Raw genomic sequence first — 25866 nt, 5'->3', positions numbered from 1 at the left:
GCCGTGTCCGATCGGTCAGTCCAATGGGCGAGTACGGGCGAAATCCGTCACCATGATTTTGACGGCCTATCGATCACGCGTCCAATTAAAGTCTTTCGGGAATTGATAAACGATTTTTATCTTCCTGTGGTGATCGAACTTCGCCAGCTCACCGTGCTCGCAGAGGTCTGTCGCTCCGGCTCGTACAGCGCCGCGGCGGACCACCTCGGTTACACCCAACCGGCCATCAGCTATCACATGCGCGCGCTGGAACGTGCCGTGGGCGTGCCGCTGACGGTCAAGGCGGGACGGGGGGTGCGGCTCACGCCCGCGGGGCACAGACTCGCCGAGCGCGCCCGGGGAGTGCTGGCCGGGCTGCGGGACGTGGAGAACGAGTTCGAGGCGCTCGCCGCGCGCACCCGTGGCCGGGTGCGGATGTCCTCGGTGCAGAGCGTCTGTGTCGCCGTGCTGCCCGCGGCGCTGGCCCGGCTGGGCGCCTCCCGTATCGAGGTGGAGGTCGAGCTGGGCCAGACCGCCTCCCATGACGCGTACCGGCTGCTGAACGCGGGCGAGACGGATCTGGCGATCGTCGCCGACGACGAGCCGGGAGAGGCGGCGGAGCCCGCGGAGACCCCGCTGCGCCGGGTCCCGCTGCTGGTCGACCGCCGCCATGTGCTGCTGCCGCGTGGCCATGCGCTCGCGGGGCGGCGCAGCGTCCGCCTCGCCGATCTGGCGCGGGAGCGGTGGATCCTGGAGCGGGACCGCGAGCGGCTGCTGCGGCGCTGCGCGGAGGCGGGGTTCGAGCCCCGGGTGGTGACCACGACCGATGACCGGGCGACGACCCTCGGCCTGGTGGGCGACGGGGTGGGCATCGCCCTGATGGACGGCCTCGGGCTGCTCCCGCGGCCCCATCCGCGGGTCGAGCCGCGCCCGCTGGCCGACTGGCCCCGGCGCCATGTCTGCGCGCTGCTGCGGCCGGAGGCGGCCAGGGTGCCCGCGGTGGCCGCCCTGCTGGAGGCGCTGCGGGCGGTGGCGGTCGAGCAGTCGGGGGGTGCCGTCGAGGCGGCGACGGCCTGACGCCCGGCCTATCGCATCCGGCGCCGGGGCCTATCGCATCCGGCGCGGGGCCTGTCGCCTCCGACGCCTGGGCTCGCTCATCCGCCGCGCACCAGGCTGTGGACCCCTCTCACCCGCCGTGCGCCAGGCTCAGGGCCCGGGCGCCGGGGGCGCAGCTCTCGCGGAGGGCGGTCAGTTCGGCGGGCGGCAGGGTCGCGGCGGCCGTGCCGCGGCGATCGGCGTCGAGCAGGGCGCGTCCGTCCGCCAGCCACTCCGGGAGGGGTTCCACCCCGAGGTGGTGGGCCAGCCGGGTGAGCTCGCGCTCGGGCGCGTCGAGAAGGCCCTCGTACGACAGGGACATCCGGATCGCGGCGGGGAGCCGCGACAGATGCCCCAGCCCCTCGACGATCGTGCTCGACCACAGCTCGCCGAACTCGGCCACGGGCACGGACCGTTCGTACAGCGGCCGCAGATCGGCCTCGTCGTCGCTGAGCAGCGCGGCGAGACCGGCGGGAAGGTCCTCGGTGCTCGTGGCGCGCTCCGTCATCAGCTGGATCAGCCGGAATCCGGGGTGGCGGCTCATGGAGAGCGCGCAGTCGGCGCCGTCCCGGTGCAGGTGGACGAACCGGGCCTCGGGGAAGACCTCCCTCAGCCGGGGCACCGAGCGCAGCGAATAGCCGGACCGCTCCACGACGGCCCGTCGGCCGAACCGCTCCCCCAGCAGGCCGAACAGCGCCCGGTAGTGATCGGCCACCGGCGCCGCGGGCCGCCGGGACAGCTCCGGCTCCAGGGCGTCGAACAGCGCGTCGGGGTCGTCGGTGAGATGAGGCAGCGTCATCATGCACACCGCCGGAATGCCACCGCCCGCCACCGAGAACCGCCCCTTGACATGCGGATACCGGTATTCGGGCAGCGGGATGCCATCGCGGATGACACGGTTGGCGAACGAGCGCGGAGTGGCGAGGAGCCGCCAGAACTCCGCCCCCGTCAGCGGCGCCTCGGGCAGCGCGTCCGGCTCCAGCGAGGCGATCAGCTCGCTCACGCTGAGCAGATCCGGATGCAGCCGCAGGATGCGCGACAGAGCGGTCGAACCGCAGCGTCCGGTCCCCACGACGAAGGTCAGCGGCCGTACGGTCACCCCAGGTGCCCCTTCCGTCTCCGACGACTACCGGCCTCCCTACCCATCGCCGCCCCCGCGCACCCCCGGCCACTTCCGTCACTCGTGGCATTCCTCGTCACCGGTGGTCTCCGCGGGCGCTCTTGAGGTCGGCTCGGCGTGACCGTACGTTCCACCGGACGGCCACCGCAGGACACACCCCACACACCGCGGGGTCCGACACTTGAGGCCGTCACCGCACCTTCATGACCTTGGAGGAGCCATGCCCGCACCTGTGTTCAGCCGCCGTCACGGTATGCGCGCCGCGGCCGCGGCGGCCGTCGCGCTTCCGCTCGCCTCCCAGCCGCAGAACGTGGCCGCGGCCGCCCCCGTCACCCCGATCGCCCCCGCCGACGGTCCCCGGCTGGCCGTCATGACGTTCAATCTGCGCTACGCGAGCGACGCCGAGCCCAACTCCTGGGGGCAGCGCCGCCCCGTCATGCGGGAGCTGCTGCGCCAGGCCCGGCCCCATCTGCTGGGCACTCAGGAGGGGCTGTACGGCCAGCTGCGCGACATCGCCCACGACCTCGGGCAGCGTTACTCGTGGATCGGCACCGGGCGGATGGGGGGCAGCCGGGACGAGTTCATGGCCGTCTTCTACGACACCGGGCGGCTCGAACCCCTCGAGTACGACCACTTCTGGCTGTCCGACACCCCGAATGTGATCGGCTCCAACACCTGGGGCGGGGCCGTGGTCCGGATGGTCACCTGGGTGCGCTTCCACGACCGGCACACCGGCAAGGAGTTCTACGCCCTCAACACCCATCTGGACCACCGCGGCCAGAACGCCCGTGAGCGCTCCGCCGCGCTGATCACCGATCGGCTCGGCGGTCTGGACTCCGCGCTCCCCCGCATCGTGACCGGTGACTTCAATGTGGCGGCCCACGGCAATCCGGTCTACGACGCCATGCTGGGCGGCGGCACGCTGGTGGACACCTGGGACACCGCCGAGCGGCGCGGCCCGCTGTACGGGACGTTCCACGGCTTTGGCCCGCTGGTCCCGGACGGCGACCGGATCGACTGGATCCTGGCCTCACCCGGTGTGCGCACCCGCCACGCCGTCATCGACACCTACGCGCGGAACGGCCAGTTCCCCAGCGACCATCTGCCGGTGCGGACGGTCCTGGAGCTGTAGCGCGAGAACTCCCTCAGCGGCCGGCCCACCGGCGGCCGCCCCTCAGCGGCCGGGCGCCTCCGCGGAGAGCGCCCGCAGCCGCAGCAGGGTGGCCACGGCCAGCAGGGCCACACAGCCCGTGAAGATCAGCCCGGCGGACCGCAGCCCGACCGCGACCGTGAGCGCGCCCACGCCGATCACCGGAATCGAGATCGCCAGATACATCAGCACGAACAGGGCGGAGGTGACCTCGGCGCGGTGGTCGGCCGGGCTGCGCTCCGTCACCACCCGTACGGCCGCGTGGAACGACAGCCCCTGCCCCGTCCCGGCGATGACGGCGCCCAGCACCAGCAGCTCCAGTGACGCGATCGCGAGCGAGGCGGCGATGGCCGCCATACCGGCCACCAGCACCGCGCAGCCCCCGGGCAGCGAACGTCCCGGGCCCAGCCGCCGCCCCAGCGCCTGCCCGGCGATCGAGGCGGCGAACACGGAGAACGCCACCGCACCGGCGACCGCGAGATTGCTCTCCCCCTCCACCTCGCTCAGGAACGTGGGCGACACCGAGGTGAACAGGCCCAGCGTGGCGAAGCCGGCGAACCCCGCCATGGCCGCGGCCGCGAACGTCGAGCGCATCTCCTTGGGCACCCGCAGCCGCTGCGGCCTCAGCGGCGGGCGGCTCGGCCTCCGTACGGTCTCCGGAAGGGCGAGCACCACGGCGGCGCCCACCGCCACCAGCGCCAAGTCCACCACGAACACCAGCTTCAACGGCGCCGGGGCGTACTGCGCCAGCACCCCCGCCAGCAACGGGCCGAGGCCGAGCCCGCCCAGATTGGCCCCGGTCGCGAGGAGGGTGGCGCCACGGCGTCGGCGCTCGGGCGCCAGTTCGATGACGGTCACGGTCGCGGTGCCGGTGGCCAGACCGGCGGACAGCCCCGACAGGGTGCGGCCCGCGAACAGCTCCGGCAGTCCCTGGGCGAGGAGGAAACACACCGCGCTCAGGCCCGACAGCACCAGCGCGGCCAGCATGACGGGCCGTCGCCCGATGAAGTCGGACACACTTCCGAGCAGCAGCAGCGCGACGATGACCCCCGCCGCGTACACGGCGAAGATCACCGTGACCATGAACGAGGAGAAGCCGAACTCCCGCTGGTAGAGCGAGTAGAGCGGGGTGGGCAGCGTCGTACCGCACATCGTGACCACGAAGGCGTAGGCGGCCGCGAGGAACGGCCATCCCCTCTCCTTGTCGTCCACGTCACCGCTGCGGCTATCCATACGACCCGATTCCACCACAAAACACCTGTGCGTCAAACGCGGTGGCGCGCCGCTCCCTGCCTGGCGGGTTACGTGCGGTAGCGGGGCATCCCGTCATTCGGCCCTCATCTCATACGGCAGGATGGCACCTTACGCCGGAGCCGTACACATGTGCGCCCGGCACCGCCCGTAGAACCCAGGCACAAGCAGGTGACAAGGTGACCCCACTGAACTCCAGACCGGAGGCCGCACCGACGACGGCATTCCGCACGGCCGCTTCTGACGCGCTTTCCGGGATAGCGGACGGTGACCGATGAACCGGGCTCTCACCTTGCACGATGTCATCGTCGTCGGAGCGGCGCTGGTCTGCGGCGCGGCCGGTGGTGTGCTGTTGCGCGTGGCGCTGCGCTGGCTGGGGGAGCGGGCCCGCTCCACCCGGTGGAGCGGTGACGACATCATCGTCGACACGCTGCGCACCCTGGCCCCATGGGCGTCGATGGCCGCCGGTGTCGCCGCCGCGGCCGCCGCGCTGCCGCTGAACCGCACGGTCGGCCATGACGTCAATCAGACGCTGGTGGCCGTGCTGATCCTGGTCACCACGGTCACGGCGGCGCGGGTGGTGGCCGATCTGGTGCGCTCGCTGGCGCTGTCCCGCTCCGGAGTGGCGGGAACGGCCAGCATCTTCGTCAACATCACCCGGATCGCCGTCCTGGCGATGGGTGTGCTGATCCTGCTGGAGACGCTGGGCGTCTCGATCGCTCCCCTGCTCACCGCCCTGGGCGTGGGCGGTCTGGCAGTCGCCCTGGCCTTGCAGGACACGCTGGCCAACCTCTTCGCGGGGGTGCACATCCTGGCCTCCAAGACGGTGCAGCCCGGCCACTACATCCGGCTCAGCAGCGGGGAGGAGGGATATGTGGTCGACATCAACTGGCGCAATACGGCGGTACGGCAGCTGTCGGACAACCTCGTCATCATCCCGAACGCCAAGCTGGGCAACACCATCATGACCAACTTTCACCAGCCCGAGCAGCAGATGTCGGTCATGGTCCAGGCGAGGGTCGGCTACGGAAGCGATCTGGACCATGTCGAGCGGGTGACCATCGAGGTCGCCGGGAAGGTGATGTCCGGAGTCGAGGGCGGGGTCGTCGACCACGAGACGAGTGTGCGCTTCCACACCTTCGGAGAGTCCGGCATCGACTTCTCGGTGTTTCTGCGGGCCCTGGAGTTCAGCGACCAGTACCTCATCAAGCATGAGTTCATGAAGGAACTGCACCGCCGGTTCCGCGCCGAGGGCATCGAGATCCCGCTGCCCACGCGGACGCTCGTACTGCCCGACCAGGACCGGACGCCGCTGCCCAGCCGGCCGGCCATCTGACGTTCTCAGCCGCCAGCCGCCAGCCGTCAGCCGTCACGGCAGCAACCGCCGCTCGGTGGCCACCGCCACCGCCCCGGCCCGGGTCTCGACCCCCAATTTCCCGTAGATCCGTCCCAGATGGGTCTTGACCGTGGCCTCGCTGATGAACAGGGTCCGGGCGATCTCCCGGTTGCCCAGGCCACGGGCCAGCTGCCGGAGGATGTCGCGCTCCCGCTCGGACAGTGTGGGCCGCGGGCTGCGCATCCGGGCCAGCACCCGGTCGGCGACCGGGGCCGACAGCGCGGTACGGCCGGAGGCGGCGTTCCGAATCGCCGCGAACAGCTCCTCCGGCCGCTCGGCCTTGAGCAGATAGCCGGTGGCCCCGGCCTCGATGGCACGGGTGATGTCGGCGTCGGTGTCGAACATGGTGAGCACCAGCACACGCGGCGCGGGCGGGTCACCGGAGACCAGTTGCCGGGTGGCGGTCACCCCGTCCATCCCCTCCCCGAGCTGCAGATCCATCAGCACCACATCGGGCTGCAGCCGGGTGGCCATGGCGAGAGCCTCCTCGCCGCTGCCCGCCTCGCCGACCACCTCGATGCCGTCGGTGCTGGCCAGCAGCGCCCGCAGCCCGGCCCGCACCACGGCGTGGTCGTCGCAGAGCAGCAGCCGGATGGCGGGGGTGGCCGACGGCGTCGGGGACGGGGTCGGGCTCATGGCGTGGCCTCCACGGGACGGTCGGGGACGAGGGCGGGAAGGGGTTCGACGGGGATCGCCGCCGAGACGACGGTCCCCTCGCCCGGTGCGGCCTCGACGGTGAGCGTGCCGCCCAGCTGCCGTACGCGGGCCCGCATGGCCGGAAGTCCATGGCCGCGCGACCGGTCCGCGCCGGGGGCGGGGACGGCGTCGGTGTCGAAGCCGCGGCCGTCATCGGCGATGTCCAGACAGATCTGGTCGCCCAGACAGGTCAGGGTGAGCGCGGCCCGGCTCGCCCCGGCGTGCTCCCGCACATTGGCCAGCGCGCCCTGGGCGATGCGCAGCAGCGCCGCCTCCACCCGCTCGGGCAGCGGGCCGAGCGGTCCGTCGAGCCGGAAGTCCACCGCCGAACCGGCGTCGCTCTCCCGCTCGGCGAGCGCGCCGAGCGCCTGGGCCAACGAGCCCTCGGCGAGGTCGGCCGGGGCCAGGTCCTGGACGAACCGGCGGGCCTCGGCGAGGCTGCGGGACGCGATCTCCGCCGCGTTCCGCATATGTCCCCGGGCCGCCTCCCGGTCCGTCTCCCAGGTGCGGTCGGCGGCCTGGAGCAGCATCCGCTGGCTGGACAGGCCCTGGGCGAGGGTGTCATGGATCTCCGAGGAAAGCCGCTGGCGTTCGGCCAGGATCCCCGCCCGCCGCTCGGTCGCGGCCAGATCGCGGCGGGTGCGGACCAGGTCGTCGATCAGCACCCGTTGCCGCGCCGACTGGCGCCGCAGATGGATGAGGACGGCGGCGGCGACGGCGGCGACGGCGGGCGGCGCGATCAGCGCGTTGGGGTCGAAGCCGTCGTGCATGAACCGCAGTTTGGAGGCGACGACCAGCGCGGTGAGCACGGCGGCCAGGGGCACCGCGAACCGGGTGGGCAGGGTGTGCAGACCGGTGAAGAACAGCGGCATGGCACACCAGGCGGCGCTCGGCGCGAGGACCAGCAGCGCGACCCATGCGGCGAGCACCGCGGTCAGCCAGACCAGATAGCGGCCGGAGGGCCGGCCGCCCGGGCTCGGCGCGGGCGCCGGCCACCGGCCGGGCAGATAGAGCGCGCCGAAGGCCACGAAGAGGGCGATGACCCAGCCGTTGGGCGCGCTGCCGGTGTCCCGGATCAGATAGCGGATCAGCGAGGACCCCAGCAGCAGGAAGAACGCGATGTGCAGGACCGCGGTCAGCCACCGCTCGTCCGGATCGTCCGGCCCGTCGGACCCGGACCGCCCGGACCACGCCGACCACGGTGCCGACCACGCCTTCGGCCGGGGCGTCCACCCGGACCGCCCGACCGCCCTGACCGCCGACCGCACCCCGGCCCCTCCCCTGCTCCTCGGTTCACTCCCTCAGCCAGTCCTAACGCGCCGGACCGGGCGGCGCATCATCCGATCGGTTGATACGGCGGTCGCCCGGACCGCCTCCTGCCCGGGGCCGCTCCGCCGATCCCCGCCGCCGCCACGGCGTCGAGGCTGGTACCGACCGCGACGACGCGGGAACACATGGGCCGCCAGGCCACCGCGTCCCCACCACCAGCACGAGAGAGTCCCCATGCCCGCCAAGAACCTCAGCGTCAACCGCTCCGCCCTCGGCCACCGGGTCTCCTACGCACTGCGCCATCCGCAGCGCGTACCGCGCCATCTGGTCCGCGCCACCCGGGACGCCTGGCTGCGCTACCGCTACCCGGACCATGTCGCGTACTACCGCGCGGTGATGCGGTCGGACACCCGTACCAGCCCGGAGGCGGCGGTCGGCAGCCACAGCCATGAGCGGTGGCTGGCACTGGGCGCGATGCAGTTCGACTATCTCCTCGGCCACGGGCTGCGCCCGGAGCACCGGATGCTGGAGATCGGCTGTGGCAATCTGCGGGCGGGCTGGCGGTTCATCAGCCATCTGGAGCCGGGCCACTACTACGGCATCGACATCTCGCCCGACATCCTGGCGGCCGCGCAGGACACGCTGGTGCGCCAGGGGCTCCAGGGCCGCCTGCCCACCCTCACCCCGGTCCGCGATCTGACGCTGCGGTTCCTGCCCGACGCCCACTTCGACGTGGTGCACGCGCACAGCGTGTTCTCGCACTCGCCACTGCCGGTCATCGAGGAGTGCCTGGCCCACGTCGGCCGTGTCATGGCGCCGGGCGGCTGGTTCGACTTCACCTTCGACCGCACCGAGGGCGTGGAACACCAGGTGCTGCGGGAGGACTTCTACTACCGCACCGAGACGCTCATCGCCCTGGCCGAGAAACACGGTCTGGCCGCGCGCTTCATGGCGGACTGGGAGGAGCTGCCGCACGGCCAGTCGAAGATCCGCGTCACCCACCGCGAGGGCGGACGGACGTCCTGACCCGACGGGCGGTCAAGCCCGGTGGTCCGCCTCGGAACGCCGGGGCGGATCCGGTGCTCCCCGGAACAGGCCGACTATTCGAAGACGCAATTCCTGAGGCATATGTTGCCTTCGAAGCCTGTGACACACTTCATATCGCCCTACACAGGACAAAATCGTTGCTAGTGAGTGCCGTAGACTTTTAGTACGTACTGTTGCGTGGTGGATAGACGAATACATGGAGCACCAAGAGGTCACTCATGCAGCCCTTCGTACTGAAGCACGCAATCCCCGCCGAGCGGTCGTCGGCCAGTGTTCCCTACGCCTATAACGCCGCCCTGCAGTTGAATGTCCTCTCCGACGGCCGTCCGGCCATCGCCGACCGGGCGGTGCTGCTGGCGACCGGCACGACCACGTCCACGGCCGGCTCCAAGACGCACTTCGACGACTGACCTGCACACACGTCGATGACGGTACTCATCCTGACCTGTCGCCAGGATGTCACCGCCGACTTGGTGGTGGCGGAGCTGCGCGAACAAGGCGTCCCTCTGGTGCGTTTCGATCCGGCGGACCTTCCGGATCAGGCCGCCCTGTCGGTCGAATTCGACCGTGGTGACTTCACGGGATTTCTGTCGACCGAGGGACGCCTCGTCAGCATCCACGGTGTGCGGTCCATCTGGGTGCGCAGGCCGGGGCGGCCGGCGGCGCACGCGGCGAATCCGTCGGAGTGGCTGACTGCCGAGTGCGGACAGGCCCTGTACGGGATGCTCTACGCGACAACGGCACGCTGGATGAACCATCCCGCGGCCGCCGAACCGGCCCGCCACAAACCCTTCCAGTTGCGGGTCGCCCAGCACAGCGGTTTCGCCGTGCCCTCGACTCTTGTCACCACCTATCCGCGCGCGGCGCGCGATTTCGCCGTCCAGTACTCGGACATCGTGGTGAAATCCGCCTCCGGTCCGCCGTCCGTCGATCCGCCGGTCGCGCTGCCCACCACCCGTATCGGACCGGACACGGATTTCTCCGATGTCGCGGCCGGGGCGACCCTTCTCCAGCGCTACATTCCCAAAGCGGCGGACATCCGGCTGATCTGCGTCGGCAGCCAGTTATTCGCCGCGCGCAAGACCGCCGCCTCCGGCCAGGTGGATGGGCGCTATGGCTGTCATGGACACCACTGGGAACCCGTGGAGGTGCCCGCCAGAATCGTGCGCTCCGTGCATGAGTACATGACGCTCACCGGCCTCGCCTACGGGGCATTCGACTTCGCCGAGGACGCCGAGGGAGTGTGGTGGTTCCTGGAGTGCAACCAGGGCGGCCAATTCGGCTTTGTCGAGCTCGAGACCGGTCAGCCCATCGCGGCGGCGGTCGCGTCCTGGCTCGCGGCCCCCAGCGCCGCCTTGCGCTGAGGGCCGGGAGCCCGCCGGATATCCGCCCGCGCGACCACACACGGTGACGGCCGGTGACGCGGAGGCGGCGCCCGTGACCGTCCTGTGCGGCGCGGGCGCCGGGGCGGCGCCCTGGTGGGCCGGGCACTGCGCCGGACCGGTCCGTCGGTCGTATGGTGAAGTGAGAGTCCGCGCCGCCCAAGGGTTTCCAGCCTCTCCCTCCAGCGCGGGAGGTTCCGATGACCGTCGCCGAGACCGTCCGCCGCCCGACGGACGCGTCCCGCTATGTGCCGATCGCCGAGCACGGGCTGATCGGCGATCTGCGCACCGCCGCGCTCGTGGACACGCGCGGCACCATCGACTGGTACTGCCCGGTCCGGTTCGACGCCGCCAGTGTGTTCGCGTCGATCCTGGACGCCGACCGCGGCGGCTCCTTCCAGCTCACACCCGAGGTGCCCGCCCGGACGAAGCAGTTCTACTTCCCGGACACCAACATCCTCATCACCCGCTTCTTCGCGGACGACGGGGTCGCCGAGGTCCAGGACTTCATGCCGATCGTGGACGACTCGCGCGAGGCGGACCGGCACCGGCTGATCCGCCGGGTGCTGTGCGTCCGCGGATCGCTCCCCTTCACCGCCCGGGTGGCGCCCCGGTTCGACTACGGCCGGCAGTCGCACACGGTGCGCACCGAGAAGGGGCTCACCATCTTCGAGTCCCCGGAGCTGTCGCTGGCGCTGACCTCCGACGTCACCGTGGAGCTCGACGGGCCCGACGCGGTGTCCACGTTCAAGCTGGTCGAGGGCGAGGCCGCGGTGTTCGCGCTGGACCGGATCGGCGGTACGGTGCAGCCGCGGCACTGTCCGCAGGCGGAGGCGGAGGAGCTGTTCGACGCCACCGTCCGCTACTGGCGCCGCTGGCTCGCGCAGTCCCGTTACCGCGGGCGGTGGCGGGAGATGGTGCACCGCTCCGCGCTCACCCTCAAGCTGCTCACCTACGCGCCGACCGGCGCCATCGTGGCGGCCCCGACGACCAGCCTGCCCGAGCAGATCGGCGGCGAGCGCAACTGGGACTACCGATACGTCTGGGTCCGCGATGCCGCGTTCTGCATCTACGCACTGCTGAGGCTGGGCTTCACCCAGGAGGCCGAGGCGTTCGTGCGCTTCCTGTCCGAGGGCATCACCTTGGGGGACGGCCCCGGCGGCCCGCTGCAGATCATGTACGGCATCGACGGCCGCAGCGAGATCCCCGAGCAGACGCTCCCCCATCTGGAGGGGCATCTGGGCTCGTCCCCGGTCCGGGTCGGCAACGGGGCGGTCCACCAGCTCCAGCTGGACATCTACGGGGCGCTGGTGGACTCCCTCTACCTCTACGACAAGTGGGGGCAGCCGCTGTCCAGCGACCACTGGGACGCCGTGTGCAAGCTGGTCGGCTGGGTGTGCGACAACTGGGACCGGCCCGATATGAGCGTATGGGAGACCCGCGCCGGTCCACAGCGCTTCCTGTACTCGCAGCTGATGTGCTGGGTCGCGATCGAACGGGCGATGCGCATCGCCCGTCACCGAGGACTGCCCGCGGACATGTCCCGCTGGTCGACGGCGCGCGATGACATCTACCGCCGGATCATGCGCTGCGGCTGGTCGCCGCGGCGAGGCGCCTTCGTGCAGCACGAGGACGAGGAGGTACTCGACGCCTCGCTGCTGATGATGCCGCTGTCGAAGTTCATCTCCCCCACCGACCCCAAGTGGCTGTCCACCCTGGACGCGCTGGGCGAGGAGCTGGTGTCCGATTCGCTGGTGTACCGCTACGACCCCACGGTGAGCCCGGACGGGCTGCGTGGTGAGGAGGGCACCTTCTCGATCTGCTCGTTCTGGTACGTCGAGGCGCTGTCCCGGGCCGGCCGGGTGGACGAGGCGCGGCTGGCCTTCGAGAAGATGCTCACCTACGCCAACCATGTCGGGCTGTACGCCGAGGAGATCGGCCGCACCGGTGAGCAGATCGGCAACTTCCCGCAGGCGTTCACCCATCTCGCGCTCATCAGCGCCGCGTTCAACCTGGACCGGGCCCTGGGCTGACGACTCGGAACACGCCCCCCGCGGGGTCACCGGGCACCGACGGGGTCCTCGGCCAGGACCCGGGCCATGGTGCGCTCGGCCAGGGCGGTGATGGTGACGAACGGATTGACGCCGATGGAGCCCGGGATGAGGGAGCCGTCGGTCACATAGAGCCCGTCGTAGCCGGTCACCCGGCCGTACGCGTCGGTGGCCCGGCCCAGGACGCAGCCACCCAGCGGGTGGTAGCAGAAGTCGTCGGCGAAGGCCCGGGTGTCACCGAAGAGGTCATAGCGGTAGATGGTGACGTTGGCGGAGTTGACGCGGTCGAAGAGCGCCTTGGCCGCGGCCACGGAGGGCGCGCTCTGGGCGCGGGTCCAGTTGAGTACGGTGGAGTCCTTCGCCGCGTCATAGGTGAAGGTGGCGCGCTCGGGGTTCCGGGTGATGGCGAGGTAGAGGCTGACCCAGGTCTCGAGGCCGGCCGGCAGCGGGGCGATCTCGGCGAAGACCGGATTGGTGGCGTTGGACCAGTCGTCGATCGCCATCACGGGGATGGTGGACTGCTGGGCGCCGGTCGGGTTCCACACGTGGTTGGCGCGGCCGAGCATGACATTGCCGTTGCCGCCCCAGCCCCGGCCGACCTCCGCGCTCAGCTCGGGGAGGGCGCCTGTCTCCCGGGCGCGCAGCAGGAGTTCGGTGGTGCCGAGGCTGCCCGCGCCGAGGAAGAGCGAACGGCAGGTGATCTCGTCGGTGGCGACGACGGTGCCGGTGGTGTCGACGCGCTCCACGGTGAGGACATAGGTGCCGTCCGGTGCCCGCCGCAGTGCGCGGGCGCGGCTCAGCGTGTGCAGGGTGACCTGGCCGGTGCCGAGCGCGGCGGCGATATAGGTCTTGTCGAGGCTGCGCTTGCCGAAGTTGTTGCCGTAGATGACCTCCTGGGCGAGCGCGGACTTGGTCGCCGTTCCATCGGCCTCGCGCCGCATGTAGTCGAAGTCGTAGACGTTGGGCACGAAGACGGTCTTCAGGCCCGCCTTCGCGGCCTGGGCGCGGGCGACCCGGGCGTAGGTGTACCACTCCGTGGCCTCGAACCACGCCGACGGCACGGTGGTGGCGCCGAGCATGCGGTTGGCCAGCGGGAAGTAAGTGTCGTACATCGGGTCCGCGGCCACCTGCGGCAGCATCTGCTGGAGGTACGAGCGCGGCGGGGTGACCGCGATACCACCGTTGACCAGCGAGCCGCCGCCGACCCCGCGGCCCACGTAGACGGACATGCCGGGGTAGCGGACGCGGTCCAGGACGCCGGGGTAGGGGGTGATGTCCTTGTTGATGACGTCCAGCCACAGGAACGTGGACAGGGGTGCCTCGGTTCTTCTCTTGAACCACATGGAGCGCTGGTCGGGGGCGGTCATCGAACAGTAGACCCGGCCGTCGGGGCCCGGGTCGTCCCATAACTGCCCCATCTCCACGACGAGCGTTCTTATCCCCGCCTCGCCGAGCCGGAGCGCGGCCACGGCCCCGCCGTAGCCGGAGCCGATGACGACGGCGGGGAAGTGGTCGGCGCTCTCGGCGGCGGCCGCCGGGGTGAGGCCGATACGGGTGAGTCCGAGGGCCGCCGCGCTCTGCAGTGCGGCCAGACCGAGAATGTGACGACGCGTCAGTTTTGCTGTCATGGCGGCATGATGGGCGGAATCGCCGGAACTCGCCATGGCGTGACACAAGGTCTTTTTCGGCCCCGAAGGCAAGCGAAGTTCTCGTAATTTATCGTTTATTCTCGCAGCCGCGCCCCTCCCAGGGAAGGACACCGCCCGTGAAGATCGCTCGTATCGAGACATTCCTGGCCCCGCCGCGCTGGATGTTCGTCCGGGTGGAGACCGACGAAGGGGTGGTCGGCTGGGGTGAGCCGGTGGTCGAGGGGCGGGCCGAACCGGTCCGCGCCGCGGTCGAGGTGCTCACCGAGTATCTGATCGGCCAGGACCCGATGCGGATCGAGGACCACTGGCAGGTGATGACCAAGGGCGGCTTCTACCGTGGCGGACCGGTCCTCTCCAGCGCCGTCTCCGGGCTCGACCAGGCGCTGTGGGACATCAAGGGCAAGCACTACGGCGTACCGGTGTACCAGCTGCTCGGCGGTCCGGTGCGGGAGCGTATCCGCGCCTACGCCTGGATCGGCGGCGATGAGCCCGAGGAGATCCGCGACGCGCTCACCGCGCAGATCGAGGCGGGGTTCACCGCCGTCAAGATGAACGGCTGCGGCCGGATGACCCCGGTCGCCACCCGCGCGGAGATACGCGCCGCGGTGCGCCGCGCCGAGACCGCCCGTGAGGTCCTCGGCGACCACCGCGACTTCGGCCTCGACTTCCACGGCCGGGTCTCCCCCGCCAACGCCCGCCGGCTGCTGCCGCTGCTCGCCGAGACGGCACCCCTGTTCGTCGAGGAGCCGGTGCTCTCCGAGCACATGGACATCGTCCCGGACCTGGTGAACGCCTCCCCCATCCCCATCGCGCTCGGTGAGCGCCTGTACTCGCGGCGCGAGTTCATCGCCCCGCTGCGGGCCGGGGTGGCCATCCTCCAGCCCGATATCTCGCATGCGGGCGGCATCTCCGAGCTGCGGCGCATCGCCGCACTCGCCGAGCCCCACGGCGCCCAGCTCGCCCCGCACTGCCCGCTCGGCCCGGTGGCGCTCGCCGCCAGTCTCCAGATCGCCTTCACCACCCCGAACTTCCTCATCCAGGAACAGAGCATCGGCATCCACTACAACCAGGGCGCCGAACTGCTGGACTACGTGTCCGATCCGGAGCCCTTCCGGTTCACCGCCGGGCAGCTCTCGCGCACGGACCGCCCGGGACTCGGGATCGAGGTGGACGAGGCCGCGGTGCGCGCCGCCGACCGCCGTGGCCACGCCTGGCGAAATCCGGTGTGGCGCCATGCGGACGGCTCGCTCGCCGAGTGGTGACCCCGGCCCCGTGGACCGTAGAGCCCCGGTCCCGTACGAGCGTGGCTGAGCCGGTCGCCGGTGAGCGCCCGGCCCTCCTGCTCGGCCACGGTCTCGGGGAGCGCCGTCCGCAGCGCGCCGAGCCGGGCGCCCTCCTGCTCACCGGCGGACTCGGCGCGCGCCGCGGCAGGCCGCGAGCAGTTCGCGCAGCCACTCCCGGGTGCGCTCCCGGCACAGCATCACCCGGTGCGGTCGCAGGGCCACTCTGTGCATCCCCGGGGAAGATGGACGAGAGGACCGGATGCCATGCCGCCCGCCATCCACGAGAACTCGATCACACCCCGGGCGTCCCGCGTGGCAGGCGGCAGTAGGGTTCGCCGACAAGCGTGTGTGTTGGTAACGGGCAGGTAGAAGGGATCGGGCATGTTCCGCAAGGTGCTGGTCGCCAATCGTGGTGAGATCGCCATTCGCGCCTTCCGCGCCGGCTATGAGCTGGGCGCGAGAACCGTCGCCGTGTTCCCGCACGAGGACCGCAACTCACTGCACCGGCTGAAGGCCGATGAGGCGTACGAGATCGGTGAGCCGGGCCATCCGGTGCGGGCCTATCTCTCCGTCGAGGAGATCGTCAACGCGGCGCGCCAGGCGGGCGCGGACGCGGTGTACCCCGGATACGGCTTCCTGTCCGAGAATCCCGATCTCGCGCGCGCGTGCGAGGAGGCGGGGATCACGTTCGTGGGGCCCAGCGCGCAGACCCTGGAGCTCACCGGGAACAAGGCGCGCGCGGTGGCCGCGGCCCGTGCGGCCGGGGTGCCGGTGCTGGGCTCCTCCGAGCCGTCGACCGATGTGGACGAGCTGGTCCGCGCCGCGGACGAGCTCGGCTTCCCGGTGTTCGTCAAGGCCGTCGCCGGTGGCGGCGGGCGCGGGATGCGCAGGGTCGAGAGCCGGGAGACGCTGCGCGAGTCCATCGAGGCGGCGGCGCGGGAGGCCGAGTCCGCCTTCGGCGATTCCACGGTCTTCCTGGAGAAGGCGGTGGTGGAGCCCCGCCATATCGAGGTGCAGATCCTCGCCGACGGGCAGGGCGATGTCATCCATCTCTTCGAGCGTGACTGTTCGGTGCAGCGGCGCCACCAGAAGGTGATCGAGCTGGCCCCCGCGCCCAACCTCGATCCTGAGCTGCGGGCCCGGATCTGCGAGGACGCGGTGAAGTTCGCCCGGGAGATCGGCTATCGCAACGCCGGTACGGTGGAGTTCCTGCTGGACCGCGACGGCCGCCATGTGTTCATCGAGATGAATCCGCGTATCCAGGTCGAGCATACGGTGACCGAGGAGATCACCGATGTGGATCTCGTCCAGTCGCAGCTGCGGATCGCCGCCGGTCAGACGCTGTCCGACCTTGGCCTCGCCCAGGACTCCGTGTATCTGCGGGGCGCGGCGCTGCAGTGCCGGATCACCACCGAGGACCCGGCCAACGGCTTCCGCCCGGACACCGGGATGATCAGCGCGTACCGCTCCCCGGGCGGCTCGGGCATCCGGCTGGACGGTGGCACCACCCACTCCGGTGCGGAGATCAGCGCCCACTTCGACTCGATGCTGGTCAAGCTGACCTGCCGGGGGCGGGACTTCGCCACCGCGGTCGGCCGCGCCCGGCGCGCGGTGGCCGAGTTCCGCATCCGCGGGGTGTCCACCAACATCCCCTTCCTCCAGGCGGTGCTGGACGATCCGGACTTCCGGGCCGGGCAGGTCACCACGTCGTTCATCGAGCAGCGGCCGCATCTGCTGACGTCGCGTCACTCCGCGGACCGCGGCACCAAGCTGCTCACCTATCTCGCCGACATCACGGTGAACAAGCCCCATGGCGAGCGGCCCCATCTGATCGACGCGACCACCAAGCTGCCCCCGGTGCCGGACACCGAGCCGCCCGCCGGCTCCAAGCAGCGGCTCACCGAGCTGGGTCCGGAGGGCTTCGCGCGCCGGCTGCGCGAGTCGCCCACCATCGGTGTCACCGACACCACCTTCCGGGACGCGCACCAGTCGCTGCTGGCCACCCGGGTCCGCAGCAAGGACCTGCTGGCCGTGGCCCCGGTGGTGGCGCGGACCGTGCCGCAGCTGCTGTCGCTGGAGTGCTGGGGCGGGGCCACCTACGACGTGGCGCTGCGCTTCCTCGCCGAGGACCCCTGGGAGCGGCTGGCCAAGCTGCGCGAGGCGGTGCCCAACATCTGTCTCCAGATGCTGCTGCGCGGCCGCAACACCGTGGGCTACACGCCGTACCCGACGGAGGTGACCACCTCCTTCGTACGGGAGGCCACGGCCACCGGGATCGACATCTTCCGGATCTTCGACGCGCTGAACGACATCGGGCAGATGCGGCCCGCGATCGACGCGGTACGGGAGACGAACTCCGCGATCGCCGAGGTGGCGCTCTGCTACACCTCCGACCTGTCCGATCCCTCGGAGCGGCTCTACACCCTCGACTACTATCTGCGGCTCGCCGAGCAGATCGTGGACGCGGGCGCGCATGTGCTGGCCATCAAGGACATGGCGGGGCTGCTGCGCGCCCCGGCCGCGGCGAAGCTGGTCTCCGCACTGCGCCGGGAGTTCGACCTGCCGGTGCACATCCACACCCATGACACCGCGGGCGGTCAGCTCGCCACGTATCTCGCGGCGGTCCAGGCCGGTGCGGACGCGGTGGACGGCGCGGTGGCCTCCATGGCGGGCACCACCTCGCAGCCGTCGCTGTCGGCGATCGTGGCCGCCACCGACCACTCCGACCGGCCGACCGGGCTCGACCTCGAGGCGATCGGCGGACTGGAGCCGTACTGGGAGGCCGTGCGCAAGATCTACGCACCGTTCGAGGCGGGTCTCGCCTCGCCGACCGGACGGGTGTACCACCACGAGATCCCCGGCGGTCAGCTGTCCAATCTGCGCACCCAGGCCATCGCGCTGGGCCTCGGCGACCGCTTCGAGGACATCGAGGCGATGTACACCGCGGCGGACCGGATCCTGGGCCATCTGGTGAAGGTCACTCCGTCGTCGAAGGTGGTCGGCGATCTCGCGCTGCACCTGGTGGGGGCGGGGGTGTCGCCGGAGGACTTCGAGGCGGAGCCGGGCCGGTACGACATCCCGGACTCGGTCATCGGGTTCCTCCGGGGCGAGCTGGGCAATCCGCCGGGCGGCTGGCCCGAGCCGTTCCGCGGCAAGGCGCTGGAGGGCCGCGCCGCCGCCAAGCCGGTGGCCGCCGAGCTGTCCACGGAGGACCGGGAGCAGCTGGAGAAGGATCCGCGGGCCACGCTGAACCGGCTGCTGTTCCCCGGCCCGACCAAGGAGTTCGAGGCACACCGGCAGGCCCATGGCGACACCAGTGTGCTGGACAGCAAGGACTTCTTCTACGGGCTGCGCCCACGGCAGGAGTACACGGTGGACCTCGAGCCCGGTGTCCGGCTGCTGATCGAGCTGGAGGCCATCGGCGACGCCGACGAGCGCGGTATGCGCACGGTGATGGCCTCGCTGAACGGGCAGTTGCGCCCGGTCCAGGTGCGGGACACCTCGGCGGCCTCCGATGTGCCGGCCACCGAGAAGGCCGACCGGAGCGACCCCGGCCATGTGGCGGCGCCCTTCGCGGGTGTGGTGACGCTGGCGGTGGCCGAGGGCGACCAGGTTGAGGCCGGTGCCACCATCGGCACGATCGAGGCGATGAAGATGGAGGCCACCATCGCGGCCCCCAAGAGCGGGACCGTGTCGCGCATCGCCATCAACACGATTCAGCAGGTGGAGGGCGGCGATCTGCTGGTCGCCCTCGCTTGAGCCGAGAACACCCGCCACACGCCGCCGCCACCGGTCCCCCGGACTTCGCGTCAGGGGTGGCCGGTGGCGGCGGTTTCGTACGCCCGCAGAAAGGTGTCCACCGCGGACCGGGCGACCGTGCGCGTCTCGGCCGTGGAGACCTTGTGGGTGCCCAGCCGAGACCTCACCTCCATGGGGCCGGTGAGCAGCGCGAGCAACTGCTCCGCGGCCTGCGCCGGATCACACGGCCGCAGCCGCCCGGACAGCGACAACCGGGCCAACCGGTCGGCCAGCGCCTCACCCAGCCGGATGGCCGTACGCCCCTGGACGGTCTCGATCAGATCGGGGAAGTCGGCCGCCTGGGCGTAGGTGAGCCGCCGTAGCGCACGGGAACGCTCACCGCAGCACACCTGGAGCATCCGGTGCGCCATGTCCTCCAGGGCGGCGCGCAGATCGTCGCCTGGCTCGCGCAGCCGCTCGACGACGGCGAGGTTCTCCGCCATCACGGCGTCGGCAGCGGCCTCGACGGCATGGCGGAACAAGGTCTCCTTGTCGGTGAGGTGGTTGTACACCGTGGGCTTGGCGACCCCCGCCTCATTCGCGATCTCCTGGACACACGACTGTCCGTACCCCCGGCGCGCGAAGACGGTGAACGCGGCCTCAAGGATCGCCTGCCGCTTGTCGATGCGCCCTCGCGGAACCTTCCGCCCGGACGGGGCTGTCACTGCCGTCATCCGCGCATCGTATCCCACGACACCTCGAACTGAACTCGTTGGTTCAAGAATCCCAACCCCCTTGTTCATTGACCGATCAGGCCACTAATTTGAACCAGCCAGTTCATCCACGAAGGGAACTACCCATGCTGGTCAATGTGTTGCGGTTCAGCTTCAAGGACGGCACGACGGAGAAGGAGAAGGAGAAGGTTCTGGCGGTGATGCGCCGCACGGGCGCGGTGGACGCGGTCTCGTTCTCCACCGCCGGCCAGTTCCTCGGCGACTCCGCCGAGGGCTTCACCCACGCCTACTGCGCGGCGGTGGCCGATCTGGAGGCACTGGACCGGTATCTGCACGACCCGGTGCACATCGCGGGCGACGACGAGATCCTTCCCCATATCGCGAAGCTCTCGGCGTTCCAGCTGTCGGACGACATGGACCCCACGCTCGGCGAACGCGTCATGGGCATGCATCTGAAGAAGGTGGCGATGCACCCGCGGTGGGGTCAGGCGCTCGACGCGATCTCGGACCTCGGGGGTCCGTCCGGGAGCTCTTCCACCGGCTGATCCTCGGGCCGCCGCGCCGCCGCACGGCCCGGCAGCCTGGTGGCCGGCAGCACACCGGCCGCGGCCACGGCCGCGAGGACCGTCAGCGCCGGTCCCATCGCCGAGAGGAAGACATCGGCAGCCCAGCGCGGCCCGTCGCCGGGCGGCCGTCCGGTGGTGTCGCCCCGCCCGGCCACGCTCATCAGCGTGGTCGCGGCGGCGACCCCCAGCGCGGGCCCGATGTTCATGGCGGTCTGCTGGAGTCCGCCCGCCACCCCGGCGGTGTCCACGGACGCGTCGCGCACCGCGACGGTGGTCGCGGTGACCATCACGGTGGCGAAACCCGCGCCCAGCAGGAGGAAGCAGCCGCCGATCGCCTCGGCGCCCGAGCCCCGGCCGAGACGGGACATCAGCAGCACACCGGCCGTCACCAGAACCATCCCCGCCACCGCCGTCCGGCGAGGGCCCTGGCGGCGCGTCAGCATCGCCGCCACCGGCGCCCCCAGCACCATCATCACCGCGAGCGGCAGCGCCCGCAGCCCGCTGTCGAGCGGATCCAGCGCGAGCACGTCCTGGAGGTAGTACGTGCCGAGGAACAGCGCCCCGAACAGTGCGGCCGACGCGGCCACCAGAACGCCGAGCGCCGGGCCCGCGGTACCCGACCGCAGCACACCCGGCGGCACCAGCGGATCCGCCGTCCGGCGCTCATGCCACACGAAGACACCTCCGGCCACCACGGCGCACCCGAGCCCGAGCGCGGTCGCCACCGTCCAGCCGGTTTCCGGGATGCCGACGAGCGTGTGCACCAGCCCGGCGAGCGCCACCGCGAGCAGGGCCGCACCGGGCAGATCGAGCCGCGGCCGGGCGGTGTCACGGGGCGCCACCGGGGCGCGGACGGCGAGTGCCGAAGGGACCCGGACGGCGAGTGCCGCCAGACCCATGGCGAGGGCGGGCGCGACATTGACGAAGAACACCGCCCGCCACCCCAGATGGGTGGTCAGCGCCCCGCCGACCAGCGGACCGGCCACGGCCGCCAGCCCGATGGCGCCGGTCCGTACCGCGACCGGCCTGCCGAGCCGGTCGGGCGGATACGCGGCCCGCAGCATCCCGAGGGTGGCGGGTTGCAGCAGCGCCCCGAAAACGCCCTGGGCGACCCGCAGTCCGATCACCCAGCCGATGCCGCCCGCGAGTCCGATGCCCGCCGAGGCGGCGCCGAAGCCCAGCATTCCGAGAGCGAAGACGCGCCGATGGCCGTAGCGGTCGCCGAGGCGGCCCGCGAAGACCAGCAGACTGGCCACGGCGATCAGATATCCCGTACTGGTCCACTGCACCTGGGCGAACGTGGCATTCAGATCCCGTTGCAGCCGGGGCTGGGCGACGGTCAGCACGGTGCCGTCCAGGGCGACGATCACGGCTCCGGTGACGCTCGCGACGAGGGTGAGGCGCCGTCCGCGCGGGGAGCTCATCGGGTCTCCGGGCCGAGGTGTGCGTCGAGCGCGGCCCGCAGCAGCGGCTCGGGGTCGTCGGCTCCCACCGCGAGCTGAAGGCTGCCCCAGCCCCACAGTTGGGCGATGCCGTGCAGATTCGCCCACAGCGCGCCCGCGACGATCCGTGGCTCCGCACCGGAGTCCGGCCGCGCCACGGCCACCAGGTCGACGAGGGTGGCGAAGAGCGGCAGGCTTGTCTCCCGCAGGCCCAAGTGACCGCTCTCCAAGAGATCGTGACGGAACATCAGCTCGAACATGCCGCGGTTGGTCAGCGCGAAGTCGAGCCAGCTCCGCGCCAGCGCCGTCAACTGCTCACGCGGATCGCCCTCATGGGCCGCGATGGCCTCGCCGGCCTCGGTGGCCAGGCTCTCGAAGCCGCGGCGCGCGATGGCCGACAGCAGGGACAGATGCGTCGGGAAGTACCGCCGCGGGGCCCCGTGGGACACCCCGGCCCGGCGGGCGATCTCCCGCAGCGAAAGCGCCCCGGCCCCCTCCTCGTCCACCAGCTCCACTCCGACGTCCACCAACCGGGACCGGAGACCCGTGTCCTGCTCACGCTCAGCCATGGACACTGTCTACCAGAAGCGAGTAGACACTGTCTACGAGTTCATAAGAACGAACAAACGCTCAAAATCAGGGACGGAGATGCCGCCATACGCACCAGAAAGCGGCAGATTTTGTTCAGGTACTTGAACAAAATCTCAGGCAAAGAACCGTCCGTGAGCCTTGACGGTCCATTTGGTCCGGTCCAATCTGCGTGGTGCGCCATGAGCACGCCACTCCTTTACCGGATCAGGAAGGAAGTCAACGACCATGGCAGAACTCCCCCCTCCTCACCCGTTGAGCCGTCGCCGGGTCCTCGGTTCGATGGCCGCGGCAGCCGTCGGAACACCGATCGCCCTCGGGCAGCTGACCTCGGGCGCCACCCCGGCCTCCGCCGCCTCGCGCGCCGCGACGGCGCAGTTGCTCTGGCATCCTGACCCGTCCAGCGACGGGCTCAAGGCGTTCGAGGGCATCGAGGCCGACCGCGGCGGCGCTCACCCCGACCGGAAGTACGTGATCGTCGAGGGCGGTGACCACTACCGCTTCAACATCTGGAAGGACGACCGGGACACCACCGGGGGCGGCGACCGCCAACGCACCGAGTCCAAGGGCATGGTGCAGGGCGGCTCCGCCCTGAAGATGCGCGACGGTGAGACGTGGAGCCTCAGCTACGAGATGTTCATGCCCACCTCGCTGCACGGCACCAGCAAGTTCACCCATATCTTCCAGACCAAGACCCCGGTGGACAACGGCGGTCCGTACATCACGCTGGACCTGGGCCGCAGCGGCAGCACGGAGCTGCTGCGGGCGCGTGCGTACGCCAACTCGGGGTCACCGGACATCGCCTCGACCAACCTCGCGCCGCTGCGCAACAAGTGGATCACCATCGAGTGGACGTTCACCATCGGCTCGAAAGGCAAGGCGGCCTGCGTGGTGCGCAACGGCACCGGGTCCGGCGCCCCGGTCGCGGTCCAGGGCAGCATGTCCAATGTGAAGATGCCCGACCAGGACGACTACCAGCGGCCCAAGTGGGGCATCTACCGCTCGGTCGAAAGCGCCTCGTCGGACATCCTCGACACCTATCTGCTGTTCCGGAACTTCCGGGCATCCAAGGCATAGCCGGACACCGGCAGATGGCGGGCCACTGAGGCGTTGAGCCGCTCCAGGCAGTCCGTCAGCCGGGCGAGGTCCTCGTCCGGCCAGTCCGCGATGGCCTCGCCCAGCAACCGGGTCCGCCGGGCGGCGGCCAGGGCGACATGGCGGCGCCCGGTGTCGGTCAGCGCCACCCTCCGTATCCGCCGGTCCACGGTGTCCCGCACCCGGGTCACCAGCCCCGCCGCCGCCAGCCGGTCCACGACGCGCACGGCGCGGGCCCGGTCGGACAGCAGCAGGGCGGCGATGTCGGACACGGTGGGCGGCGGTGGGGTGCTGGCCTCGACGAAGCGCAGCACCCGGTAGCCGGTCGGGGTGACACCGGCGGGCAGCCCGCCCAGGAAGCGCTCCCGCACCAGCGGTCCGTACAGCCCGTGGCGGGCGTGGCGCAGCTCCTGCAACACCGCGTCCAGCCCGCGCAGCTCCTCGTCCCGATCGCTCACGGACACCAGCGTGCGGCGCCGCCACCGCCCCTGGCAACGCACATCCGCCACCGTCCACCGAGATGGTTGTCGGGGTTCGCCGTCCGGTCGTCCGCCGGTAGCCCGCCGTACCGCGCTGTTCACGGTGCCACGGTGTCCGGGGACGGCGGGGGCGTGGGAGCTTCGGCCTCATGACGACGACACCGAAGAACACGGCCACCACATCGGCCGCGTCGGCCACCGCACCGGCGACGGCGGCCACCACATCCACCACGTCCCGGGTGAGCCGCCGGGGGCTGCTGGGCGTGGCGGGCGCCGCGGCGGCCGGTGCGGGCACGTATCTGTCCCAGCAGGAGGCGGTGGCGGCCTCGCCGGTGCTGTGGACCCGGCCTGAGGGGTCCGGGATGCCACCGGTGAGCGGGCCGCATCTGCAGTTCGGGGCCGACGCCGCCCGGGAGGTCGTGGTGTCCTGGCAGACACCGGTCCCGGTGAAGCGGCCGCGCGTCATGCTCGGTACCCCCTCCCATGGCATGGGCACCGAGGTCACCGCGCGGACCACCTTCTACCGCGACGCCAGGTCCCGGCAGAGCGTGTACGTCCACCACGCCCGGCTGAGCCGGCTGCGCCCCGGCACCGACTACGTCTACGCCGCCGTCCACGACGGGGCGACACCGGAGGCGGGGTCGTTCCGCACCGGGCCGGGCGGCCGGGCGCCGTTCACCTTCACCAGCTTCGGCGACCAGGGCACGCCCACGGTGGGCAAGCTGAACGGCCCCAAGCCGCCGAAGATCACCGAGAAGCTCACCTATCTCAACGACAACCTCGGCTCGCCGTACGCCAACGACGTGACCACCGCCGTCGAGCGCGTCGCGCCCCTGTTCCACCTCATCAACGGCGATCTGTGTTACGCCAATCTGTCCGAGGACCGGCTGCGCACCTGGGCGGACTGGTTCGACATGACCAGCCGGTCCTCGCGGTTCCGGCCGTGGATGCCCGCGGCCGGCAACCACGAGAACGAGCTGGGCAACGGGCCGATCGGGTTCGCCGCCTACCAGACGTACTTCTCACTGCCCGGCAACGGCGGCGACGACGAGACCCAGGGGCTGTGGTACGCCTTCACCGTCGGCTCGGTGCGCGTCGTGAGCCTGGCCAATGACGACGTGGCTTTTCAGGACGCCGGAAACACCTATGTGCGGGGCTACTCCGGCGGGGCGCAGCGGCGCTGGCTGGAGGCCGAGCTCGTCCGGGCCCGGGCCGACCGGGACATCGACTGGATCGTGGTCGTCATGCACCAGGTGGTCGTCTCCACGGCCGACCACCCGGGCAACGGCGCCGACCTCGGCATCCGGCAGGAGTGGCTGCCGCTCTTCGACCGTTACGGCGTCGACCTGGTCGTCTGCGGCCATGAACACCACTATGAGCGCTCCCACCCGGTCCGCGGCCGGGAGCCCAACGACACGATGACGCCGACCCCCGCCGCCACCCGTACCGATCTGGTGGACACCGGCGAGGGAACGGTGCACATGGTCATCGGTGGCGGTGGCACCTCGATCCCGTCGATGGACGTCCTGTTCGACACCCCGCGGTGCAATGTCATCACCGGTGTCGGCGACGCCGGTGCGAACGGCCGGAAGACCCCGGTCTATGTGACGGAGGCGGCCCCGTGGTCGGCGGTGCGCGACCGGGTGAACCCCTACGGCTTCGCCGCGTTCACCGTCGACCCCGGCACCAGGCCGGGCGGCCCCACCACCATGTCGGTGACCTACTACGCGGTCACCGGGCTCTACGGCCGTATCGAACCCGTGGACACCTTCACACTCCGGCGGACCCGTAGCGACGGTGAGCGGCGCCGATGAGGGTGGGGCGCGCCGACAAGGGCATGAGGTGATCCATTTCGG

21 protein-coding genes are annotated in these 25866 nt (G+C 71.0%); 12 read left to right on the top strand and 9 right to left on the bottom strand.

From position 1 onward, the window contains the following. The first annotated feature begins 129 nt into the window (after window positions 1–129). Window positions 130–1056, top strand: a complete 927-nt coding sequence (locus ACMTAK_RS48415) for a LysR family transcriptional regulator (protein ID WP_413812080.1) — start codon at window positions 130–132, stop codon at window positions 1054–1056. A 109-nt stretch (window positions 1057–1165) separates the two neighbouring features. Here ACMTAK_RS48415 and ACMTAK_RS48410 read toward each other — a convergent pair whose 3' ends face one another. Continuing rightward, window positions 1166–2173: a sulfotransferase gene (locus ACMTAK_RS48410; protein WP_413812079.1), complete on the bottom strand. Its 1008-nt coding sequence runs from the start codon at window positions 2171–2173 to the stop codon at window positions 1166–1168. A gap of 241 nt (window positions 2174–2414) precedes the next feature. On the opposite strand from ACMTAK_RS48410, the gene ACMTAK_RS48405 reads away from it, so the two are divergent. Next, window positions 2415–3326, top strand: a complete 912-nt coding sequence (locus tag ACMTAK_RS48405; protein ID WP_413812078.1) for an endonuclease/exonuclease/phosphatase family protein — start codon at window positions 2415–2417, stop codon at window positions 3324–3326. 42 nt (window positions 3327–3368) lie between these two features. Here ACMTAK_RS48405 and ACMTAK_RS48400 read toward each other — a convergent pair whose 3' ends face one another. Then, a complete protein-coding gene (locus ACMTAK_RS48400; protein WP_413812077.1) occupies window positions 3369–4577 on the bottom strand; it encodes an MFS transporter in 1209 nt (402 codons plus the stop codon). Window positions 4578–4869: 292 nt separating this feature from the next. Here ACMTAK_RS48400 and ACMTAK_RS48395 point away from each other — a divergent pair, with 292 nt between their 5' ends. Next, window positions 4870–5931: a mechanosensitive ion channel family protein gene (locus tag ACMTAK_RS48395; RefSeq protein WP_044580071.1), complete on the top strand. Its 1062-nt coding sequence runs from the start codon at window positions 4870–4872 to the stop codon at window positions 5929–5931. Between the two features lie 33 nt (window positions 5932–5964). On the opposite strand, the gene ACMTAK_RS48390 is transcribed toward ACMTAK_RS48395, so the two are convergent. After that, the gene (locus ACMTAK_RS48390) at window positions 5965–6627 is read right to left on the bottom strand and encodes a response regulator (protein ID WP_413812076.1); all 663 of its coding nucleotides are present in this window, start codon (window positions 6625–6627) and stop codon (window positions 5965–5967) included. Then, complete coding sequence (locus ACMTAK_RS48385) at window positions 6624–7955, bottom strand: sensor histidine kinase (protein WP_413812075.1); 1332 nt, start codon at window positions 7953–7955, stop codon at window positions 6624–6626. The genes ACMTAK_RS48390 and ACMTAK_RS48385 overlap by 4 nt, the downstream gene beginning before the upstream one ends. 235 nt (window positions 7956–8190) lie before the next feature. Between ACMTAK_RS48385 and ACMTAK_RS48380 the strand changes: the two genes are divergently transcribed. The 4 genes from ACMTAK_RS48380 to ACMTAK_RS48365 all read left to right on the top strand — a co-directional run bounded on the left by ACMTAK_RS48380 (window position 8191) and on the right by ACMTAK_RS48365 (window position 12418). Next, a complete protein-coding gene (locus tag ACMTAK_RS48380; protein WP_210945443.1) occupies window positions 8191–8982 on the top strand; it encodes a class I SAM-dependent methyltransferase in 792 nt (263 codons plus the stop codon). Between the two features lie 239 nt (window positions 8983–9221). Further along, window positions 9222–9413: a putative ATP-grasp-modified RiPP gene (tgmA, locus tag ACMTAK_RS48375; RefSeq protein WP_020874241.1), complete on the top strand. Its 192-nt coding sequence runs from the start codon at window positions 9222–9224 to the stop codon at window positions 9411–9413. 15 nt (window positions 9414–9428) lie between these two features. After that, window positions 9429–10367, top strand: coding sequence for an ATP-grasp ribosomal peptide maturase (tgmB, locus tag ACMTAK_RS48370; RefSeq protein ID WP_413812074.1), 939 nt, complete (start codon window positions 9429–9431; stop codon window positions 10365–10367). Between the two features lie 218 nt (window positions 10368–10585). After that, window positions 10586–12418 carry a glycoside hydrolase family 15 protein gene (locus ACMTAK_RS48365; RefSeq protein WP_413812073.1) on the top strand — a complete coding sequence of 611 codons (1833 nt, stop codon included), beginning with the start codon at window positions 10586–10588 and terminating at the stop codon, window positions 12416–12418. Window positions 12419–12444: 26 nt separating this feature from the next. Here ACMTAK_RS48365 and ACMTAK_RS48360 read toward each other — a convergent pair whose 3' ends face one another. Continuing rightward, window positions 12445–14064: a GMC oxidoreductase gene (locus ACMTAK_RS48360; RefSeq protein ID WP_413812072.1), complete on the bottom strand. Its 1620-nt coding sequence runs from the start codon at window positions 14062–14064 to the stop codon at window positions 12445–12447. 137 nt (window positions 14065–14201) lie between these two features. Here ACMTAK_RS48360 and dgoD point away from each other — a divergent pair, with 137 nt between their 5' ends. Next, window positions 14202–15347 carry a galactonate dehydratase gene (gene dgoD, locus ACMTAK_RS48355; RefSeq protein ID WP_413812071.1) on the top strand — a complete coding sequence of 382 codons (1146 nt, stop codon included), beginning with the start codon at window positions 14202–14204 and terminating at the stop codon, window positions 15345–15347. Window positions 15348–15749: 402 nt separating this feature from the next. Then, window positions 15750–19127 (top strand): pyruvate carboxylase, encoded by a 3378-nt coding sequence (locus ACMTAK_RS48350; RefSeq protein ID WP_413812070.1) that lies wholly within the window; start codon window positions 15750–15752, stop codon window positions 19125–19127. A 50-nt stretch (window positions 19128–19177) separates the two neighbouring features. Here the strand turns inward: ACMTAK_RS48350 and ACMTAK_RS48345 are convergent, their stop codons facing one another. Beyond that, window positions 19178–19840 carry a TetR/AcrR family transcriptional regulator gene (locus tag ACMTAK_RS48345; RefSeq protein ID WP_413812069.1) on the bottom strand — a complete coding sequence of 221 codons (663 nt, stop codon included), beginning with the start codon at window positions 19838–19840 and terminating at the stop codon, window positions 19178–19180. A 125-nt stretch (window positions 19841–19965) separates the two neighbouring features. Here ACMTAK_RS48345 and ACMTAK_RS48340 point away from each other — a divergent pair, with 125 nt between their 5' ends. Then, window positions 19966–20385 (top strand): Dabb family protein, encoded by a 420-nt coding sequence (locus ACMTAK_RS48340; RefSeq protein WP_413812068.1) that lies wholly within the window; start codon window positions 19966–19968, stop codon window positions 20383–20385. Here ACMTAK_RS48340 and ACMTAK_RS48335 read toward each other — a convergent pair. Next, window positions 20325–21830 (bottom strand): MFS transporter, encoded by a 1506-nt coding sequence (locus ACMTAK_RS48335; protein WP_413812067.1) that lies wholly within the window; start codon window positions 21828–21830, stop codon window positions 20325–20327. The genes ACMTAK_RS48340 and ACMTAK_RS48335 overlap by 61 nt on opposite strands. Then, window positions 21827–22417, bottom strand: a complete 591-nt coding sequence (locus ACMTAK_RS48330) for a TetR/AcrR family transcriptional regulator (protein WP_413812066.1) — start codon at window positions 22415–22417, stop codon at window positions 21827–21829. The genes ACMTAK_RS48335 and ACMTAK_RS48330 overlap by 4 nt, the downstream gene beginning before the upstream one ends. Before the next feature lie 247 nt (window positions 22418–22664). Between ACMTAK_RS48330 and ACMTAK_RS48325 the strand changes: the two genes are divergently transcribed. After that, window positions 22665–23513, top strand: coding sequence for a hypothetical protein (locus ACMTAK_RS48325; protein WP_413812065.1), 849 nt, complete (start codon window positions 22665–22667; stop codon window positions 23511–23513). On the opposite strand, the gene ACMTAK_RS48320 is transcribed toward ACMTAK_RS48325, so the two are convergent. Continuing rightward, the gene (locus ACMTAK_RS48320; protein WP_413812064.1) at window positions 23474–23989 is read right to left on the bottom strand and encodes a MarR family winged helix-turn-helix transcriptional regulator; all 516 of its coding nucleotides are present in this window, start codon (window positions 23987–23989) and stop codon (window positions 23474–23476) included. The genes ACMTAK_RS48325 and ACMTAK_RS48320 overlap by 40 nt on opposite strands. 170 nt (window positions 23990–24159) lie before the next feature. On the opposite strand from ACMTAK_RS48320, the gene ACMTAK_RS48315 reads away from it, so the two are divergent. Then, window positions 24160–25824: a purple acid phosphatase family protein gene (locus ACMTAK_RS48315; RefSeq protein ID WP_413812063.1), complete on the top strand. Its 1665-nt coding sequence runs from the start codon at window positions 24160–24162 to the stop codon at window positions 25822–25824. Window positions 25825–25866: the final 42 nt, after the last annotated feature.

Source organism: Streptomyces lacaronensis, from assembly GCF_047337785.1.
In the GTDB taxonomy this organism is placed as follows: Bacteria; Actinomycetota; Actinomycetes; order Streptomycetales; family Streptomycetaceae; genus Streptomyces; species Streptomyces lycopersici.
The sequence above is the reverse complement of the archived record's forward strand: the minus strand, read 5'-3'. Positions and strand labels throughout refer to the sequence as shown.

Excerpts from the sequence above, each read along its gene's own strand:
- ACMTAK_RS48405 (WP_413812078.1), top strand. The coding sequence starts at position 2,415 with ATGCCCGCACCTGTGTTCAGCCGCCGTCACGGTATGCGCGCCGCGGCC.
- ACMTAK_RS48400 (WP_413812077.1), bottom strand. The coding sequence starts at position 4,577 with ATGGATAGCCGCAGCGGTGACGTGGACGACAAGGAGAGGGGATGGCCG.
- ACMTAK_RS48395 (WP_044580071.1), top strand. The coding sequence starts at position 4,870 with ATGAACCGGGCTCTCACCTTGCACGATGTCATCGTCGTCGGAGCGGCG.
- ACMTAK_RS48390 (WP_413812076.1), bottom strand. The coding sequence starts at position 6,627 with ATGAGCCCGACCCCGTCCCCGACGCCGTCGGCCACCCCCGCCATCCGG.
- ACMTAK_RS48380 (WP_210945443.1), top strand. The coding sequence starts at position 8,191 with ATGCCCGCCAAGAACCTCAGCGTCAACCGCTCCGCCCTCGGCCACCGG.
- tgmA (WP_020874241.1), top strand. The coding sequence starts at position 9,222 with ATGCAGCCCTTCGTACTGAAGCACGCAATCCCCGCCGAGCGGTCGTCG.
- tgmB (WP_413812074.1), top strand. The coding sequence starts at position 9,429 with ATGACGGTACTCATCCTGACCTGTCGCCAGGATGTCACCGCCGACTTG.
- ACMTAK_RS48365 (WP_413812073.1), top strand. The coding sequence starts at position 10,586 with ATGACCGTCGCCGAGACCGTCCGCCGCCCGACGGACGCGTCCCGCTAT.
- ACMTAK_RS48360 (WP_413812072.1), bottom strand. The coding sequence starts at position 14,064 with ATGACAGCAAAACTGACGCGTCGTCACATTCTCGGTCTGGCCGCACTG.
- ACMTAK_RS48350 (WP_413812070.1), top strand. The coding sequence starts at position 15,750 with ATGTTCCGCAAGGTGCTGGTCGCCAATCGTGGTGAGATCGCCATTCGC.
- ACMTAK_RS48345 (WP_413812069.1), bottom strand. The coding sequence starts at position 19,840 with ATGACGGCAGTGACAGCCCCGTCCGGGCGGAAGGTTCCGCGAGGGCGC.
- ACMTAK_RS48340 (WP_413812068.1), top strand. The coding sequence starts at position 19,966 with ATGCTGGTCAATGTGTTGCGGTTCAGCTTCAAGGACGGCACGACGGAG.
- ACMTAK_RS48335 (WP_413812067.1), bottom strand. The coding sequence starts at position 21,830 with ATGAGCTCCCCGCGCGGACGGCGCCTCACCCTCGTCGCGAGCGTCACC.
- ACMTAK_RS48330 (WP_413812066.1), bottom strand. The coding sequence starts at position 22,417 with ATGGCTGAGCGTGAGCAGGACACGGGTCTCCGGTCCCGGTTGGTGGAC.
- ACMTAK_RS48325 (WP_413812065.1), top strand. The coding sequence starts at position 22,665 with ATGGCAGAACTCCCCCCTCCTCACCCGTTGAGCCGTCGCCGGGTCCTC.
- ACMTAK_RS48315 (WP_413812063.1), top strand. The coding sequence starts at position 24,160 with ATGACGACGACACCGAAGAACACGGCCACCACATCGGCCGCGTCGGCC.